The sequence below is a fragment of the Flavobacterium azooxidireducens genome (genome assembly GCF_023195775.1).
Classification (GTDB): Bacteria; Bacteroidota; Bacteroidia; order Flavobacteriales; family Flavobacteriaceae; genus Flavobacterium; species Flavobacterium azooxidireducens.
In genome coordinates this window covers 180,860-200,346 of the sequence record NZ_CP096205.1, presented here as the reverse complement: position 1 = coordinate 200,346, position 19,487 = coordinate 180,860, and the positions used below count along the sequence as shown (strand labels likewise).

At 33.5% G+C, this 19,487-nt stretch carries 15 protein-coding genes; 8 read left to right on the top strand and 7 right to left on the bottom strand.

Annotation, left to right across the window (positions count from 1 at the left end):
* Nucleotides 1–10: 10 nt before the first annotated feature.
* Entirely contained in the window at nucleotides 11–2,509 is a 2,499-nt protein-coding gene (locus M0M57_RS00870; RefSeq protein ID WP_248434517.1) for a M14 family zinc carboxypeptidase, read from the top strand.
* A gap of 8 nt (nucleotides 2,510–2,517) precedes the next feature.
* Here the strand turns inward: M0M57_RS00870 and M0M57_RS00865 are convergent, their stop codons facing one another.
* Nucleotides 2,518–2,919: a cupin domain-containing protein gene (locus M0M57_RS00865; RefSeq protein WP_248434515.1), complete on the bottom strand. Its 402-nt coding sequence runs from the start codon at nucleotides 2,917–2,919 to the stop codon at nucleotides 2,518–2,520.
* A 278-nt stretch (nucleotides 2,920–3,197) separates the two neighbouring features.
* Here M0M57_RS00865 and dnaK point away from each other — a divergent pair, with 278 nt between their 5' ends.
* From dnaK to M0M57_RS00835, 6 genes are all read left to right on the top strand, one after another.
* The gene (gene dnaK / locus M0M57_RS00860; RefSeq protein ID WP_248434513.1) at nucleotides 3,198–5,084 is read left to right on the top strand and encodes a molecular chaperone DnaK; all 1,887 of its coding nucleotides are present in this window, start codon (nucleotides 3,198–3,200) and stop codon (nucleotides 5,082–5,084) included.
* A 131-nt stretch (nucleotides 5,085–5,215) separates the two neighbouring features.
* The gene (locus M0M57_RS00855) at nucleotides 5,216–5,755 is read left to right on the top strand and encodes an NADPH-dependent FMN reductase (RefSeq protein WP_248434511.1); all 540 of its coding nucleotides are present in this window, start codon (nucleotides 5,216–5,218) and stop codon (nucleotides 5,753–5,755) included.
* 13 nt (nucleotides 5,756–5,768) lie between these two features.
* Complete coding sequence (locus M0M57_RS00850) at nucleotides 5,769–7,058, top strand: anthranilate synthase component I family protein (RefSeq protein ID WP_248434509.1); 1,290 nt, start codon at nucleotides 5,769–5,771, stop codon at nucleotides 7,056–7,058.
* Nucleotides 7,059–7,196: 138 nt separating this feature from the next.
* Complete coding sequence (locus M0M57_RS00845; RefSeq protein ID WP_248434507.1) at nucleotides 7,197–8,351, top strand: ATP-binding protein; 1,155 nt, start codon at nucleotides 7,197–7,199, stop codon at nucleotides 8,349–8,351.
* Between the two features lie 13 nt (nucleotides 8,352–8,364).
* Complete coding sequence (tilS, locus tag M0M57_RS00840) at nucleotides 8,365–9,669, top strand: tRNA lysidine(34) synthetase TilS (RefSeq protein WP_248434505.1); 1,305 nt, start codon at nucleotides 8,365–8,367, stop codon at nucleotides 9,667–9,669.
* Nucleotides 9,669–11,648 (top strand): protein-disulfide reductase DsbD family protein, encoded by a 1,980-nt coding sequence (locus M0M57_RS00835; RefSeq protein WP_248434503.1) that lies wholly within the window; start codon nucleotides 9,669–9,671, stop codon nucleotides 11,646–11,648. The genes tilS and M0M57_RS00835 overlap by 1 nt, the downstream gene beginning before the upstream one ends.
* 28 nt (nucleotides 11,649–11,676) lie before the next feature.
* Here M0M57_RS00835 and M0M57_RS00830 read toward each other — a convergent pair whose 3' ends face one another.
* The 6 genes from M0M57_RS00830 to M0M57_RS00805 all read right to left on the bottom strand — a co-directional run bounded on the left by M0M57_RS00830 (nucleotide 11,677) and on the right by M0M57_RS00805 (nucleotide 17,789).
* Nucleotides 11,677–12,750, bottom strand: a complete 1,074-nt coding sequence (locus M0M57_RS00830) for an alanine/ornithine racemase family PLP-dependent enzyme (protein ID WP_248434501.1) — start codon at nucleotides 12,748–12,750, stop codon at nucleotides 11,677–11,679.
* Nucleotides 12,750–13,901 carry an alanine racemase gene (alr, locus tag M0M57_RS00825; protein ID WP_248434499.1) on the bottom strand — a complete coding sequence of 384 codons (1,152 nt, stop codon included), beginning with the start codon at nucleotides 13,899–13,901 and terminating at the stop codon, nucleotides 12,750–12,752. Before alr ends, M0M57_RS00830 begins: the two co-directional genes overlap by 1 nt.
* The gene (locus M0M57_RS00820) at nucleotides 13,891–15,045 is read right to left on the bottom strand and encodes an amidohydrolase (protein ID WP_248434497.1); all 1,155 of its coding nucleotides are present in this window, start codon (nucleotides 15,043–15,045) and stop codon (nucleotides 13,891–13,893) included. The genes alr and M0M57_RS00820 overlap by 11 nt, the downstream gene beginning before the upstream one ends.
* A gap of 5 nt (nucleotides 15,046–15,050) precedes the next feature.
* Nucleotides 15,051–15,485 (bottom strand): GNAT family N-acetyltransferase, encoded by a 435-nt coding sequence (locus M0M57_RS00815; protein WP_248434495.1) that lies wholly within the window; start codon nucleotides 15,483–15,485, stop codon nucleotides 15,051–15,053.
* A gap of 299 nt (nucleotides 15,486–15,784) precedes the next feature.
* A complete protein-coding gene (locus M0M57_RS00810; RefSeq protein ID WP_248434493.1) occupies nucleotides 15,785–16,990 on the bottom strand; it encodes a sensor histidine kinase in 1,206 nt (401 codons plus the stop codon).
* A 70-nt stretch (nucleotides 16,991–17,060) separates the two neighbouring features.
* Entirely contained in the window at nucleotides 17,061–17,789 is a 729-nt protein-coding gene (locus tag M0M57_RS00805) for a DUF2490 domain-containing protein (protein ID WP_248434491.1), read from the bottom strand.
* An 81-nt stretch (nucleotides 17,790–17,870) separates the two neighbouring features.
* On the opposite strand from M0M57_RS00805, the gene M0M57_RS00800 reads away from it, so the two are divergent.
* Nucleotides 17,871–19,406 carry a YifB family Mg chelatase-like AAA ATPase gene (locus tag M0M57_RS00800; protein WP_248434489.1) on the top strand — a complete coding sequence of 512 codons (1,536 nt, stop codon included), beginning with the start codon at nucleotides 17,871–17,873 and terminating at the stop codon, nucleotides 19,404–19,406.
* The last annotated feature ends 81 nt before the right edge of the window (nucleotides 19,407–19,487 follow it).

Genomic DNA, 19,487 nt, shown 5'->3' with positions numbered 1-19,487 from the left:
TTTTTTTAAAATGAATCGATTTTTCAACCTACTTCTGTTTTTTGTCTGTTTAATTGGCTTTTCTCAACCCAAATCACCTTCAGAATTTTTGCCTAATTATGGAAAGCAAGTAACCTATTATCATCAAGTGGAAGCTTATTTTGATCAATTAGTTAAAAATTCAGATTGGATTCAGCATCAGAAATATGGTGAAACAACGCAGGAAAGAAATTTGAATGCTTATTATATTTCAACCCCTGAAAATTTAAAAAATTTAGAAGAAATCCGAAAAAATCACTTGTATGAAATCGGGCTTTTTCCAACCAAAAATAATTCAAAATCAAAAACGATTGTTTGGTTGAGTTTTAATGTACACGGCAATGAAATTGGAGCGATAGAAAGTGCATTATCAGTCGCTTACGAACTGATAAACCCAAATAATAAAGAAACAAAAAAGTGGTTGGAAGACATAATTGTCATCTTAGATCCTTGTTTAAATCCGGATGGTTTTTCGCGTTATGCGAATTGGCTTCGCGATGTTTCCGGCAAGAAAACGCACCCTGGAGTTTCAGACCGAGAGCATATGGAACCTTGGCCGGGCGGAAGACAAAATCATTATGTGTATGATTTAAACCGCGATTGGGCTTGGCAAACACAATTGGAAACGCAGTTGCGAATGGATTTGTATCATCAATGGATGCCGATGGTACACGCCGATGTGCACGAAATGGGTTATAATGAACCGTACTTTTTCCCACCTGCTGCCGAACCGTATCACGAACAAATTGCTCCTTTTCAACGGGATTTTCATAAAAAAATAGGGGAGATTACTTCAAAAAAATTCGATAAAGAAGGTTGGATGTATTATTCCGGCGAACGATTTGATTTGTTCTATCCGAGTTATGGCGACACTTATCCTTGCTATAATGGAGCAGTTGGAATGACGTATGAGCAAGGCGGAATTGGAGCTGGAAGAGCCGTTTTATTAAAAAATGGAGAAGTATTGACTTTGCAAGACAGAATAAACCATCATACCAAAGCAATTCTAACTGTGGTTGAACTTTCTAACGTTCAAAAAGATGTTTTAACCAAAGAATTTAGAGCTTATTTTAAAGATAATCGAACCAAACCAAAAGGAAAATACCAAACGTACATCGTAAAAAATAGTCCGAAAAATTTAGAACTTTCTGTCTTACTTAATCGAAATAGAATTGAAACTGCGTTTGCCGATGAAACGAAAAAACTTTCAGGTTATCATTATCAATCCAACAAAGAGAAATCATTTACGATTGAACCGAATGATTTGATTATTAAAGTAGATCAACCCAGAGCGGTTTTAACGCAAGTTTTATTTGAACCACATCACAAATTAACTGATAGTTTGTCGTATGACATTACAGCTTGGTCGTTGCCACTGGCGTATGGTGTAGAAAGTTTTGCACTGAAAGGAAATTTACCCGTTAAAACAAAAACAAGGTTAGATGTCAGTCCACCAGCGAAAGTTGCGAATGCTTATGCGTATTATATTCCTTGGGATAGTAGAAGTTCAGCTCGTGTGTTGAGTTTGTTGCATCAAGGAAATATCAAAGTTCGTTCGGCGAGAAAAGAAGTTTATTTTGGAGATTTAAAAATCGAAAGAGGTGGCTTGATTGTTACTAAAGGCGATAATTCAAAAGTGCAGAATTTTGAAGAAACAATACAAAATTTGATAAAAGAGAAATATGATTATGTCGCGTTAGAAAGTGGTTTTGCAAGCAAAGGTGGTGATTTAGGAGGAGAAAGTTATCCGTTATTAAAAGCACCAAAAGTATTGGTTTTAGGTGGAAGCGGAGTGAACAATATTGATTTTGGACAAGTTTGGTTTTTTATGGATCAAGTGATTGAATATCCGATGAGTACAGTTGAAATGCAACATTTTAATCGCGTGAATTTAGCTGAATACAATACGTTAATTTTACCCGAAGGTTGGTATGGTTTTTCAGATACTCAAAAAAGTTCGATTGATAATTTTATTTCCAAAGGCGGAAAAGTCATTGCAATTGGTGGTGCTGTAGGTCAGTTTGAAGATCGTCCAGGCTATCATCTGACAAAATTTGCGACCGAAGATGAAAAAGCAGAAGCTCAGAAATTTATTGAAGAACAAGAATTATTAGATCGCTTTTTAGATTTTGAAGGAAGTGAAAGACGTTCGATTTCAGGATATATTCCAGGAGCGATTATTGAAAACAATATTGATAGTTCGCATCCGTTAACATTCGGATTAGGTGAAAAATACTTTAGTTTAAAAACAACCGATTCCAATTTTAAATTATTAAAAGGAGCTCAAAATGTCATTTACGTTCCTAAAAATTACCAAAGTTTTGGATTCATTGGCAACAAATTAAAAAAATCAATTCAAGAAACTGTTTCGTTCGCTGTTGATTATCACGGAAACGGAAAAGTGATTTATATGATTGATAATCCGCTTTTTAGAGGTTTTTGGGAGAATGGAAATTTATTGTTTAGTAATGCTTTATTTTTAGTTGAATAAGCATTACTTTACCATTTTTCCACATTCATTTCTTCATAACCACTTTTTATAATGGTAGAAATCATTTTAAACTTTTCATTGGCATTAAAACAATGATGCGAATGTGCCGGAATTACAATTCCGTAGCCAAGCTTTAAATTATGTTCTTTTTTATCAATGGTCACGCTTGCAACACCGTGAATTATTTGAACATAAGTGTCAAACGGAATCGTTTTTTCACATAATTCTTCTCCTTCATCAAAAGATTTGGCGGTTACATTTCCTGTTGACTTCTTGATGATTGTTTTACTCACAATAGAATGAGGAACATATTCAATTATTTCTACTATAATATGTGGGTCGCCTTTTTCTAATTCAGTACCTAATTTTTTATCAAATGAGCTTTTATCGATAACTTTATTTTCTTCCATAACATTTATTATTTCTTATTATGGTAAAGTTGGTGCTTTAATATGACAGATTGTTGCTTAATTCTTAGTATGAATTGTATATTTCACACATTTTTTATCTTACTATAACTCTTGATATTTCAAATAGATATAAAATAAATGTCATAATGTCATATTTTTTCTGAATCTTCAATCGATTTATGACATTTTTTTTTGATTTCCCTACTTGGCATAATCCTTGTCATTTGCAAAGCAAGTTTAAAAAACGAATTAAAAACAAGACATACAAATTAAAAATTATGAGTAAAATAATTGGAATCGATTTAGGAACTACCAACTCTTGTGTATCCGTAATGGAAGGTGGAGAGCCGGTAGTAATTGCAAATGCTGAAGGTAAAAGAACTACGCCATCTGTTATTGCATTTGTTGACGGTGGTGAAATCAAAGTAGGTGACCCTGCCAAGAGACAAGCAGTAACTAATCCAACCAAAACCATTGCGTCTATCAAACGTTTTATGGGTAATAAATATACTGAAAGTGCAAAAGAGGCTGGAAATGTAGCGTATAAAGTGGTAAAAGGTGACAACGATACGCCACGTGTGGATATCGACGGTCGTTTATATACACCACAAGAATTGTCAGCAATGACACTTCAAAAAATGAAAAAAACGGCTGAGGATTATTTAGGTCAAACAGTAACCGAAGCGGTTATCACTGTTCCTGCTTATTTTAACGATGCTCAACGTCAAGCAACAAAAGAAGCGGGTGAAATTGCAGGTTTAAAAGTAATGAGAATCATCAACGAACCAACTGCTGCTGCGTTAGCCTATGGTTTAGATAAAGCCGGAAAAGATCAAAAAATTGCCGTTTACGATTTAGGTGGAGGTACATTTGATATTTCTGTACTTGAATTAGGTGATGGTGTTTTTGAAGTTTTATCAACAAACGGAGATACTCATTTAGGTGGAGACGATTTTGACCAAGTAATCATCGATTGGTTGGCAAATGAATTCAACAGCGAAGAAGGTATCGATTTACGTAAAGACCCAATGGCTTTGCAACGTTTGAAAGAAGCAGCTGAAAAAGCGAAGATTGAATTATCATCTTCTACACAAACAGAAATCAACTTACCTTACGTTACGGCTACAGCTAGTGGTCCAAAACACTTGGTAAAATCATTAACGAGAGCTAAATTTGAGCAATTGGCAGAAAGTTTAGTAAAACGTTCAATGGAACCGGTTGTAAAAGCATTAAAAGACGCAGGTTTATCAACATCAGATATTGACGAAGTAATCTTAGTTGGAGGTTCAACAAGAATGCCAATCATTCAAGAACAAGTTGAAAAATATTTTGGTAAAAAACCATCAAAAGGTGTAAACCCTGATGAGGTTGTGGCAATTGGTGCTGCTATTCAAGGTGGTGTTTTAAGTGGTGATGTAAAAGATGTATTGTTATTAGACGTTACGCCTTTATCATTAGGAATTGAAACTATGGGAAGTGTTATGACAAAATTAATTGAGTCAAACACAACTATTCCAACCAAAAAATCACAAGTTTTCTCTACTGCTGCTGATAACCAACCATCGGTTGAAATTCACGTATTGCAAGGAGAAAGACCAATGGCAAATGACAACAAAACAATTGGTCGTTTCCATTTAGACGGAATTCCGCCAGCTCCAAGAGGGGTTCCACAAATTGAAGTAACGTTTGACATTGATGCCAATGGTATCATCAAAGTTTCTGCAACTGATAAAGGAACCGGAAAATCGCACGATATTCGTATCGAAGCTTCTTCAGGATTAACTCCGGAAGAAATCGAAAGAATGAAAAAAGAAGCGGAAATCAATGCTGAAGCTGATAAAATCGCAAAAGAAAAAGTTGATAAATTGAACGAAGCAGACGGAATGATTTTCCAAACTGAAAGTCAATTAAAAGAATACGGCGATAAATTGTCAGATGCGAACAAGCAACCTATTGAAGCTGCGTTAAACGAGTTGAAAGCGGCGTATGAAACAAAAGATATCGCAACAATTCAACCTGCTTTAGACAAAATCAATGAAGCGTGGAAAAATGCTTCAGAAGAAATGTATAAATCACAAGACAACCAAGGTGCTCAACAAGCTCAGCCGCAAGCCGATGCAAGTGGAGATCAAACACAAGATGTTGATTTTGAAGAAGTGAAGTAATTCATATTCAAATTTATATAGAAACCGAGTTAGCAATAGCTCGGTTTTTTTATTTTTTTACTCAAAATTATTATAGAAACTTTAATTTGAATGGAATTTATTTCTTTCTTACCTTTACAAAAACTAATATTATGTCAACCATTTTAGCCTTTGCAGGAAGTAATTCTTCCACTTCAATAAATCATCAATTAGTAACCTACTTAACCACTCAATTACAAGAAACTTCATTTGAATTGTTCAAATTATCCGATATGGATTTGATTGTTTACAGCGAAGATGAACAACGCGATAATGGTTTTCCATCTTCAATTAATCAAATTTATAAGCATATTCAGGCTTCTGAAGGTTTGTTGATTTCAGTGAATGAACACAACGGAAATCCATCCGCTTTTTTTAAAAACGTGATTGATTGGCTTTCGCGTTTAGATAGAAAATTTTTAGAAGGAAAGAAAATCTTTTTATTAAGTACTTCAAACGGTGCTCGCGGTGGAATTGGTTCATTAGAAGTAACGAAAAATATGCTTCCTCGTTTTGGTGCAGAAATAGTTGATACGTATTCTTTTCCATCATTCAAAGAAAATTTTTCTATTGAAGAAACAAAAATCATCAACGATAAAATTAAAAATGAAATTTTAGAGAAACTTCATCAATTTGAAATAGCATTAAAATAATTTTCATTAAAAAATGCTCAGAGCTACAAAAGTCTTTTCTATTGAAAATCCTGAAATCTTCAAACAAAAATTGTTGATTTGGGGTAATCAGTTTAGAGAGGTTGTTTTTTTGGACACCAATAATTATCATCAAAAGTATTCCAATTATGATTCGGTTTTGGCCGTGGATGCTTTTACTTCCATCAAAACCGACTATTTTAATGCTTTTGAGGATTTACATCAGTATCAAAACCATACCAAAGATTGGTTGTTTGGTTATTTGTCGTATGATTTAAAAAATGATACAGAAGCTTTAAAATCTAAAAATTTTGACGGATTAGAATTTCCGGATTTGTTTTTCTTTCAACCCAAAAAGTTATTTTTTTTGAAAGAGAATCACGTTGAAATGCAGTATTTGAATTTATGTGATGATGAAATGGATGATGATTTTTCAGAAATTTTGAAGGAGGGAAGAGGGAAGATGGGAGATGGAAGTGAAATCAAAATCCAACAACGAATTTCAAAAGAAGCCTATCTTCAAAAAGTTTCCAAAATGCTTGAAAAAATTCATCACGGCGACATTTATGAAGCCAATTTTTGTATGGAATTTTTTGCGAAAGATGCAACAATTAATCCGATTGAAATTTATCAAAAACTTAATGCTATTTCGCAACCACCTTTTGCTGTTTACTTCAAAAATAATCATCAGTTTTTACTTTCCGCTTCACCTGAAAGATATTTGAAAAAAGAAAGAACTAAAATTATTTCGCAACCTATAAAAGGAACAGCCCGACGTGTTTTTGATATTGAATTAGACGAACAATCCAAAGCTGAATTAGCACTTAATCCGAAGGAACGTGCCGAAAACATTATGATTGTCGATTTGGTTCGAAATGATTTATCTAAAACTGCTATAAAAGGTTCGGTTGAAGTAGAAGAATTATGCCAAATTTATACGTTTAAACAAGTTCATCAACTGATTTCTACGGTAGTTTCTCAAGTGGAAAATACAACTTCTCCCGTTGAAATTATCAAAACTACTTTCCCGATGGGAAGTATGACCGGTGCTCCCAAAATTTCTGCAATGAAAATCATCGAAGACTTAGAAGAAACCAAACGGGGTTTATACAGCGGAGCAATCGGCTATTTTTCTCCCGAAGGTGATTTCGATTTTAATGTAGTGATTCGAAGTATTTTATACAATTCCAAAAATCAATATTTGTCTTTTTCCGTGGGAAGTGCCATTACTTCCGAAGCAACTCCCGAAGGTGAATATGAAGAATGTTTGTTGAAAGCGAAAGCAATGTTTGAGGTGTTGAATTAGTTATGTAATTTCAAATTAAATTTTATGTATTTTCAAAATAAAATCTATGTAATTTAAAAATAATATTTATGTATATTCAAAATAAAATACTTGTATATTCAAAATAAGTTTATATATTTGTTTTATAATTAGAGTTTTATGCCTGTAAATAGAAAAATAATTGAACAATTAAAAATATATAAAACGAAGTATCCGATTCTAGCTTTAACCGGGCCTAGACAATCAGGAAAAACAACTTTATTGAAGGAACTTTTTCACGATTATACCTATTTAAGCTTAGAAAATCCGGATTTGAGAGCTTTTGCTGAAAATGATCCAAATGGTTTTTTTGAAAAGTATAGTCAATTTTGCATTTTTGATGAGGTACAACGAGTGCCACAATTATTTTCTTATTTACAAACGATTGTTGACGAGAAAAAAATTATGGGTCAATTCATTTTGTCGGGTTCGCAAAATTTTCATTTGATGAAGAATATAACACAAAGTTTAGCGGGTCGAGTTGCTCTTTTTAAGTTGTTACCTTTTGATTTTGGCGAACTCCATTCAGCGAATTTAATGGAAGATGATTACACCAAAGCGATGTTAAAAGGATTTTATCCTGCAATTTATGACCGTTCAATTCCGTCGCAAGTGTTTTATTCAAATTATATTCAAACCTATGTAGAACGAGATATTACTGAGTTAGTAAACATTCGTGATATGCGAACTTTTCGTGTTTTTTTGAGTTTGTGTGCTTCGCGTGCCGGCCAATTATTGAACTTAAGTTCATTGGCAAACGAATGTGGTATTACACAGCCTACAGCAAAGGCTTGGATTTCCTTATTAGAAAGTAGTTACATCATTTTTTTGTTGCAACCCTATTATAAAAATTTTGATAAACGCGTCATAAAAAGTCCGAAGATTTATTTTTATGATACCGGTTTACTCTGCCATTTGTTGAAAATAAAAGATACCAATCAAATAAAATTTAATTCATACAAAGGAAATTTATTTGAAAATATGATTGTTGGCGAATATGTTAAACAAAATTTTCATCAAAATAAAATGGAAGAACTGTGGTTTTGGAGAGATTCCAATGGTCACGAAGTAGATTTGATTCGTCAAGATGATGATTTGTTGAATGTAATTGAAATAAAATCAACCAAAACAGTTACAACCGATTTATTTAAGGAAATTAATTATTTTGAGAACTTAGCCAAAGATGAAATTAAGTCAAAAAGTTTGATTTATGCCGGGGATGACAATCAAAAACGAACAAATGTTAACGTACTTTCGTGGAATCAAATGAAATAAGTACTTTTGAAAAATGCTAACCAAATTCCAAAAAAACATCAACACTAATTTTCCTTTTCTTCAAAAGGCGAAAATTCTCATCGCGGTCAGTGGTGGTTTGGATAGTATGGTTTTGTTAGATTTAATTTCAAAAACGAAAATAGAATTTGCTGTTGCTCATTGCAATTTTCAACTTCGTAATGACGAAAGTGATGAAGATGAAGATTTTGTGAAATCCTTTTGCAAAGAAAATTCTATTAAAGGTTTTTTTCAAAAATTTGATACGAAGCAATTTGCCGAAGACGAAAAATTATCAATTCAAGTTGCCGCACGAAAGTTGCGATACGAATGGTTTTATGAATTGTTAGCAACTGAAAATTTCGATTTTGTTCTTACCGCTCATCATTTAGACGATCAATTGGAAACATTTTTAATCAATTTTTCTCGTGGAACAGGTTTGGATGGATTACTCGGAATTCCATCCCAAAATGATAAAATTATTCGACCATTATTGTTTTTTTCCAGAGCAGAAATTGAAACTTTTGCGAACGAAAATCAGTTGAAATGGAGAGAAGATTCCAGCAATACTTCTGATAAATATGTTCGAAATAAAATTCGTCATCACGTTGTTCCGATTTTAAAAGAATTGAATCCGAGTTTTTTAGAATCGTTTGAAAATACCATTCAAAACCTCAATCAAGCTCAATCGTTGGTAGATGATGCTTCGCGAATTGTGTATCGAAAAGTAGTTGAAGATGTTGATAAACAAAAAATAATTAATCTAAATGAATTGTTGCAACTTTCAAATTATCAAGCGTATTTGTATCAATGGTTGATGCCTTTCGGATTTTCAGCTTGGCAAGATATTTATGATTTGGTGGAAGCTCAATCCGGAAAACAAATTTTTTCGGAACATTTCAGATTAGTGAAAGATAGAGAAACACTGATTATTGAACCAAAATCTGACAAAATTTCTGATGAATATTTTATTAATAATAACCAATCGGAACTTAATTTTCCCTTAAAGTTGACGTTTTGTAACGTAAGTAACATAACTATATCCGATTCAAAAACTATCTTTGTTGATTCTGATGCGTTAAAGTTTCCTTTAAAACTTCGAAAATGGCAAGAAGGTGATTATTTTTACCCTTTTGGAATGAACGGAAAAAAGAAGTTGAGTAAATTTTTTAAAGATGAAAAATTTTCGATAATTGATAAAGAAAATGCCTGGCTTTTATGCTCTGAAAATCAAATTGTTTGGCTAATCGGAAAACGCTTAGACGATCGATTTAAAGTAACCGAAAACACACAAACTATCATAAAAATTCAATTAGTATAATGAAGAATTTATTTTTTACGCTACTTTCCTTTTTTGTAATTACCATTACGCAAGCACAAATTTTAGATCCGGTAAAATGGAAAACATCCATCGAACAAAAATCGGACACGGAATTTCTATTAAAATTTGACGCAACAATTGAAAAGGATTGGCACATTTTTTCGCAGTTCACGCCAGATGGTGGTTCATTACCTTCGGTTTTTATTTATGAAGATGTAAAAAATAATTATCAACTTATCGGAAAAACAACCGAAAGTAAATATAAAAAAGTTTACAGCGATGTTTTTGAAGTAGATGAATATATGTTTGAAAATTCAGCTCAATTTCAGCAATTGGTAAAAGTCATAAATCCAGCTTTAAAATCAATTAAAGTAGAAGTGGAATACCAAGCGTGTTTGGAACAATGTATTCAACAATTTAAAAATTTTGAATTTCAGTTACCTGTAAAAGAAGGTGTTGTTTCCGTAGTTGAAACAGTAGATTCAACTAAAATTAATGAAAAATTAGTCACAAAAGAATTAAAAGCAGAAAATAAAAAAGCAGAGAAAAAAGAAGAAAAGAAAGGTCTTTGGACAATATTCATCATCGCTTTCTTTTCCGGATTTGCGGCATTATTGACTCCTTGTGTGTTTCCAATGATTCCTATGACAGTGAGTTATTTTACTAAGCAAAGTAAAGACAGGTCGAAAGGTATTAAGAATGCAATATTCTACGGACTTTCCATTATCGTAATTTATGTAACGTTGGGTTCAGCCATAACAGCAATTTTTGGAGCTGATTCTTTGAATGAATTATCAACTAGCGTAGCTTTTAACGTCATTTTCTTTGCATTATTAGTATTTTTTGCTGCCTCATTTTTAGGTGCATTTGAAATCGTTTTACCAAATTCTTGGGCAAATAAAGTGGATCGTCAAGCGGATAGAGGAGGAATTATCGGTATCTTTTTTATGGCATTAGCGTTAGCAATCGTTTCATTTTCTTGTACTGGACCCATTGTGGGAACGTTGATTGTGGAAGCCGCTTCCAAAGGCGGAATTGCTCCAATTGTCGGAATGTTAGGCTTTTCATCAGCCATTGCTTTACCGTTTATGTTGTTCGCATTATTTCCTGGTTGGATGAATTCCTTGCCAAAATCAGGCGGATGGTTAAACACCGTAAAAGTTTCGTTAGGATTTTTAGAATTGGCTTTTGCGTTTAAATTTTTATCAAATGCCGATTTGGTTTTGCAATTACATTGGTTTGAAAGAGAAACCTTTTTAGCGATTTGGATTGCCGTTTTTGGAGCTTGGGCATTGTATTTATTTGGTAAATTAACGTTACCGCACGATAGTCCACTCACTCATATTTCCGTAGGAAGATTATTTATGGGATTGTTTGTGTTGAGTTTTACGATTTATATGATTCCCGGACTTTGGGGAGCACCATTAAAGATAATTTCCGGTTTTCCACCACCGTTGCATTACAGCGAAAGTCCGAATGGAGTTGGTGGAAGTGGAATTTCATCAGAATTAGGAGCTTTGCCAAAAGGAGCACATTCCGGACCGCACGGAATCATAGCTTTTCACGATTATGAAGATGGATTGGCGTATGCCAAACAAATAAACAAACCCATTTTACTTGACTTTACAGGATATGCTTGTGTGAATTGCCGTAAAATGGAAGATTATGTTTGGTCTGACACAAAGATTCTTTCAATTCTAAAAAATGAAGTGGTTTTAATTTCTTTATATGTAGATGATAAAAAAGAACTAGCCGAAAACGAAAAATATGTTTCCAAAGAAACTGGTAAAAAAATCAAAACCATTGGTAATAAATGGAGTGACTTTCAAATCACAAAATACAAAGCCAATGCTCAGCCGTATTATTTGATTTTGGATATCGATGGAAATACTATTTCAGATGAACCCGCAAGTTATGATCCGAACATCGATTTATATGAAAAATGGTTACGAAACGGAATTGACAAGTTTGTAAAATAACAATAAGGAGCCTAAAAAGCTCCTTTTTTTATTCAACTATTTTTTCAATATAATCAGAATTCAACAAATGCAAAGCTCCCATATATTTTAGTTTAAATGAAATTAAATCACCAATGTTGTAGTTGTTTTCAGAATTTGTAATATCAACCACCAACATATCTGAACTGGCATCAACAATAGTAATGTTTTCATCTTCAATCTCTAAATACTGCGGTTGCATATCCAACAAACCAATGTCTAAAATAGCCCGAAGTGATGTTCCACTTAAATCGTCAATATTTGCAATTGAAAATGAATTTCCTGCTACATTTTCACCTAATTCACCATCAGGAACATTCGGTTTTTGAGTGATTTCGATGATTTCGGCATATAATTTAAAAACATCGTTGTGCATATTTTCAATGGTATCTCCCGTAAATAAATCTTTACCAAAAAATAGAGCTTCACCAATTCTAAAATGATTCACGGCCATCGGTCTTGCATTCTTTAGTATCAAAGGAATCGCCACTGAAGTCCCGCCCGAAACCCACGGAATAGAAACGTTGAATTTGGCTTCAATCAATTGTTTGTATAAACTCAGCTGAATCAATTTGTCTTGCGTTGGCATCACACCACTCAAACAATTTAAATTCGTACCAATTCCGCGAACTTCTATGTTTGGCATTTGTAAAACTTCGCCATAAAATGCAATTAATTCTTCGCCCATCACACCTTCACGTAGATCGCCCATTTCAATCATAATGATAATTTTATGGATTTTATTTTGTCTAATCGCTTCTTCTGAAAGTAGTTTGATGGTAAAAATCTCAGTGTTAAAACTCACATCTGCAAATTCTACAATTCGTTTGATACTCAACTTTGCCGGCGGTTTGATGTAAACAGTTTGAATGGCCGGATTTAGTTTTTTTACTTTTTTTAAATTGCTGATTCTGGAATCGTGAATTTCAGTCGCACCAAGAGCAATTAACTCTTTCAAATAGATTACATTTCCGCATAATAATTTAGAAACAACACCCCATTCGATATTTCTGGATTTGAATAAATCGTCCAGAAAACTATAATTTTCTTGAAGTTTTGATCGATATAATTTGATAAATGCCATTAGATTAAAATTTTTCTGGGAATTGATTTTGAAATTCTCGTGAGTAATTCATAATTTAATTGATTACTGTTTTCGCTAAACGAAGCTACCGAAACATCAATTTTTTCTTGGCTTCCGATGAGAATTACTTCATCGCCAATTTGAATGGAAGGAATATCCGAAACATCCACCAACATCATATTCATATTCACCGTTCCCACCACCATACATCGCTGTTGATTGATAATCACTCGACCTTTGTTGCTCAGCGAACGACTGTAACCGTGAGCATAACCAATTGGAATAGTTGCAATTTTCATTTTTTCTTTCGCCATAAAACTCGTTCCGTAGCCAATGAATTCGCACGCATCAATTTTTTTGATACTCATCACTTGACTTTTCCACGAGATTACCCTTTTTAACGGATCAATTTTCTTCTTTTTGGAGGATATATAACTGGCAAAAACTTCAGGACTTGGCCATAATCCATATTGCATAATTCCGATGCGAACCATATCCATTCTGGTTTCCGGAAACATAATTGAAGCGGCTGAACAAGCGGAATGTTTTATCTTCGGGATTAAATTTTTCACACAGAAATAAGCATATATTTTTTCAAATCGCTCAATTTGTTGTTTGACTCTAAAGTAATTTGACATACTTTCTGCTCCTGCAAAATGAGTGCATAATCCTTTAAATACGATATGATTTTCTTCTTTTTTTAGTAAAGAAATTAGGCTGTTTAATTCATTTTGAACAAAACCGGTACGATTCATTCCGGTCTCCACTTCAATGTGAACGATGGCTTTTTTGTTTAACTTTTTACTGATTTTAATGGCTAATTCTAACCTTTTTTTATCAAATACAAAAAATTCAATGTCATTTTGAATAACCCATTCCATCAGTTCATCTGAAACAAATCCCATAATCAAAATGGTAACTTTTTTAGGAAGTTGTTTTTTAACGAGTTGAGCTTCGGCAACATCAAAAACAGAAAAATGTGAAACACCACTTTTATGAGCCATTGTGACAAATTCTTCAATGCCGTGACCATACGCATTTCCTTTTACAACAGAAGAAAGAATGACGTTTTTGCCATACATTTTCTTTAGAAAAAGTAGGTTATTTTGATATGAATCGGGATTAAGTTCGATAACCGAGTTAGTGTGCATTATTGATTTCTTTACTGATTTGATGAAACAATTTTACGCCAGTTGAGATAATTTCATCCGGAAAATCATAATCTGAATGATGCAAAGCCGGAGAATCTTTTCCAGCTCCAAGTCCAAACATTGCTCCATTGTAAAGTTGTGTGAACAATCCAAAATCTTCGCCCCAACTAAAAGGAGTATCTTTTTCAAATACATCCAATCCTAAAATCTTTGAGGTATTTTTGATGAAATTGTTCGCATCAGCATTGTTTTCATTGGCTTGGAAAGATTCTGTCCATTTAATTTTATATTCTAATTGATGATTTTTTGCAATTTTTTCGATCAAATTTTCCAATTCGTTTGAAAGTTTTTCCATTTCTTTATTAGTTTGACAACGAATGGTGAAATGAACTTCGCCTTTGCCAGCTGAAACTCCATACGCTTTTTCACCTAACGAAATGTAAATAGGAGTAAGGATTGAAAAGTTAGGTTTCGTTTTATCAACTTGATTTTTCTCATCAAATTTTTGAATGATTGATGCAATTGCCAAGGCTGGATTAATGGCATTTTCAGGTTCGGCAGCGTGAGCAATTTTTCCTTTTAATCGTATAATCATACTTTTTACAGCACACGAAAAAGTACCGTCTTTCACAACAATTTGATTTTTATCAAATCCGGGTAAGTTGTGCAAAGCAAAAACATAATCGGGTTTGTAGTTTTTAAAATTATCATCATTGGCTACTTTTTCTGCACCGGAACCATTTTCTTCGGCAGGTTGAAATAATAAAATTACGTTTCCTTTTTCCGGTCGTTGATGATGTAATTCGCTGGCCAATCCGCACAAAATAGCCGTATGACCATCATGTCCACATTTGTGTGAAACATTATTTTTTATTGATCTGTGTTCAAATGAATTTGTTTCTTTGATAGGTAAAGCATCCAATTCAGATCGAAATAAAATTGATTTTCCTTCTTCAACACCTTTGTAAACGGCAATAATTCCGGTTCCACCCACATTGGTTTGCATTTCATCCGGTGGATATTGTTCTAAAAAGGAAACAATTCTTTTTGCAGTTTCTATCTCTTTTCCTGACAATTCAGGGTTTTTATGCAATTCTTTTCGAAAACGAATGAGCGATTCCAGTCGTTGGTTTAAATTTTCCATAACGATTATTTGGTTAACCTCATTTCTAAATATTTGTTGGTAAAACCCAATTTTTTATACAAATGAAAAGCCGGATTATCGGGTTCAACGTGCAGTGCAATGGATCCTGTTGTAGAATCAATTGCTTTTTGCATTAGATTTTTTCCGTATCCTTTTCCGCGTTGCGAATTATCAACAGCGATGTAAACCAAAATATTTTCAGGAATATAATCTTTCATACCGGTGTTGTTCAAAATAACGACACCAACAATTCTATTTTCATCCAAACCAACAACGATAGTGCCGCCTTTGGACGGATTCATCACATAGTCTATGCATTTCAAAATATCTTCGGTTTTATCGCCATATTGTTCCAAATGAGTAAATAAAAATTCAGCAATAACTTTTGGAGAATAAGTTGGATGATTTCCTGTTTGAGCGGTAATGAGTATAAATTCCATAATTCATTTCTATTAAAAATTCAAAGACAAATTGCCTTTTTTATTTTTTTTAAATTTGATTATTTATGCCGTAATTGGGATTTTCCCAAGGCAGATGAACAGTTAAAACTGTTGCTTGATTTTAAGAAGATTTCCTTCGTTGGAAATCAAAAATTTGGATTAGTAGAATGAATGAAAATAGCAATACGTTAATCCAAACAAATCAATTTGACGGTTGCAAAGGTACGAAATAAAAAATAAAAGCCTTTTGCGAAAGATGGCAGAAGGCTTTTAAAACTAACTTTAACTAACTCACTAACTTATTTTTTGAAATATAATTTAAAGGTTGAACCTCTTCCAATTTCTGATTCTAATTCAATTCGACCATCTAATTTGTGAACCATTTTCTGAACGGTAGATAATCCGATTCCGGTTCCAATATTGTCAAAGCGGTCTTTTTTTCCTAAAGTTGTAAAGAATGAAAAGACTTTTTCAAAATCAGATTCAGCAATTCCGATACCATTATCTTTAATCGAAAGTAAAATTTCTGATGGTAATTCGGTCAACTCAATTTCAATTTTAACCTTTTCTTTATCATTGTATTTAATACTGTTGCTGATTAAATTTGAAATAATCTGTTCCATTGCCATTTTATTCGAATACAATTCAATTGAATTATGTGAAGGCAAAGTGATTTCGTATTCATTTTTAGAATCGAGCATCGAAATAATTTTGTTGAATAAACTATTCCAATCAATTTCTTCTTTTTCGGTTGTATTGATCGTATCACTTTTGTAATAAATCAAAATGGCATCCACAAAATTTTTCAGTTCCAAAGATGATTTTGAAATGTATTCCAAATATTCATTTCCGGCTTCATCAATCACATTTCCATATTCGTCCTGAAACAGATTAGTTAGGGAAATAATATTGTTTAAGGGCGATTTTATATCGTGCGAAACAACTCTGGCAAATTGTTCCAATTCATTGTATTTTGATAGTAAGCTAGCATTGTTCTCTTCCAATAAAGCATTCTTTTTTCGGAGTTCCAAAAGTTTTATGACTTGGTGTGCTAACTTTTGAAGAGCATTTAATTGAAAATCACTTAATCTTTTTGGTTCAAGGTCATACACACAAAGGCTTCCCAATGTATGACCATCCGGATCGATCAAAAGTACACCAGCATAAAAGGCAATATTTGGTTCTCCAATTACGTGTGGATTTGTTTGAAAATAAGGATGAATTTTCATATTTTCCACCTCAATTTCTTTCATATTGTTCATCATTAAGAAGGAACAAAATGAATTTTCTATCGAAACTTCAGTGTAATCAAATCCTACTTTGGATTTAAACCATTGTCTGTCTTTGTCCATCAACGTAATAGATGAAATAGGAACTTGGCAAATCTGCGAAGCTAATTCTGCAATATCATCAAAATCTTTTTCTGGCTTTGTATCTAATATATTGTAACTTTTCAAGGCGGCTAATCGCTCATTTTCTTGATTTATTTGGGTTAAATCATTCATGAATTCGTGTTTTAGTGTTTATTGGTATATAATTTACGTTAAAATACGACTATTGGATTTACGAAAGTTCTTATTTAACTGTTTTTTTTGTTAAATTAAAATTGTGAAAAATAAGCAGTTGAATATTGTGGTTCATTCTAAACGAATAATCATTGTTAGATTCAATTAGTTGATTCATATAAGCCAATTGAAAAGTCATAGTTTTGGTTTGATAACCCAACCCGAGCGAAATTCTATTTTGATCCAATCGAAAAGCATTTTTAATTTCGTGACCGGCGTTAAATAAAATTTCATCCGAAGCCATTACAAAAAACTGATTTTTTTGCGGATTTTTAAAATAATATCGTGTTTGAAAAAGGTAGCGGAATCGATAATTAAAATTGAATTCATTTTGAAGAAAATCATCAGTAATTACTCCTCTAAATCTAGCTTCATACCGAATCCGATGAAAAAATCGAAAACTTTCTTTTTGATGACTAAAAGTAGTTTGTCCCCAAACCCGATGTTCCGGTCTAAAGGTCTTATTTTGATTTGTCGGATAAAACCAAGCGTGAGCATAACCAACGGTTGAAGTTGTTTTTAGCGGATTTGAAAAATGATAAGTCAATCCTGTTCTCGCAATCACAAAACTTTCCGGAACCCAATGAAAATCATTCCAAATTGAAAAAGAATCAGAGAATTTTGATTGCGTAATGTATCCCACCCAAATCTGTCTCTTTTCATCTGTAATTTGTTGGGAATTAGACAGATTTGAAAAAAAAGAAAGAAGGAGTAAAACAGAAATCTTTAAAAATTTCATATTAGCAGAATAATTTTCATCAAAATTACTTCATTTTTGAGAATGAATTTGTGATATTTGTCATTCATAAATTTATACGCCATGTTAGTTAAAGTATTCGGAAGTGCCGTTTTCGGTGTAGAAGCCACCACAATTACAGTAGAAGTAAACATCGATAAAGGCGTGGGCTACCACTTGGTTGGATTGCCCGATAATGCCATCAAAGAAAGCAGTTACCGCATTGCTGCCGCTTTAAAAAATAACGGGTATTCTTTACCGGTTAAAAAAATTACCATCAACATGGCTCCGGCCGATTTGCGAAAAGAAGGTTCGGCGTATGATTTAACGCTAGCCATCGGAATTTTAGTGGCTACAAGTCAAATTAAAGCAGAAGAGTTAAGTCAATATGTCATTATGGGCGAGCTTTCACTTGATGGCGGTCTGCAGCCCATAAAAGGAGCTCTATCGATTGCTATTAAAGCGAAAGAAGAAGGTTTTAAAGGATTTATTCTTCCCATTCAAAATGTAAAAGAAGCCGCAATTGTAGAAGGCTTAGATGTGTATGGAGTTGAAAATGTACTTCAAGTCATCGATTTTTTTGAAGGAAGAGGTGATTTGCAACCCACTTTAATTGATACTCAAACCGAATTTTCTCGAACATTAGAATTTCCTGAATTTGATTTTTCAGATGTAAAAGGTCAGGAAGGAATCAAACGTTGTATGGAAATTGCCGCCGCCGGCGGTCATAATATCATTTTAATCGGTCCGCCAGGTTCAGGAAAAACGATGTTAGCCAAACGAATGCCTAGCATTTTACCACCAATGACGATGAAAGAAGCATTGGAAACCACTAAAATTCATTCGGTTGCTGGCAAAACGAAAGAAGCCGGATTAATGAGTCAGCGACCGTTTCGGAGTCCGCATCACACGGCTTCTTCGGTTTCGCTCGTTGGCGGCGGAAGTTATCCACAACCGGGCGAAATTTCATTAGCTCACAATGGTGTTTTATTTTTGGATGAATTGCCTGAATTCAAACGTGAAGTGTTGGAAGTGATGCGTCAACCGTTGGAAGATAGAGAAGTGACGATTTCGAGGGCAAAGTTTACAATTACTTATCCTTCGTCGTTTATGTTGGTTGCGAGTATGAACCCAAGTCCTGGAGGCTATTTTAATGATCCAAATGCTCCGGTAAGTTCTTCTCCGGCGGAAATGCAACGGTATTTGAGCAAAATTTCGGGACCGCTTTTGGATAGAATTGATATACACATTGAAGTAAATCCCGTTCCGTTTGAAAAACTAACTGAAACCCGAAAAGCAGAAAGTAGTGTGGAAATTAGAAAACGAGTGACTTCTGCCAGAGAAATTCAGTCTAATCGATTTGAAAATTTTGATTCGATTCATTACAATGCTCAAATGGGTAGTAAACATATCCGTGAATATTGTGTGTTGGATGAAGCTTCATTGAGTTTACTCAAAACTGCGATGGAACGTTTAAATTTATCCGCCCGAGCGTATGACCGAATTTTAAAAGTTGCCAGAACCATTGCTGATTTAGAGGCTGCAGAAAATATTAAACCTAATCATATTGCTGAGGCAATTCAATATCGAAGTTTGGATCGAGAGGGTTGGCTGGGGTAAACAATATCAAAAATCAAAAGCAAAAATCAATATCAATAGCACAATAAATATTCCCTGTGCTTCAGCACTAACTTGCCTCCG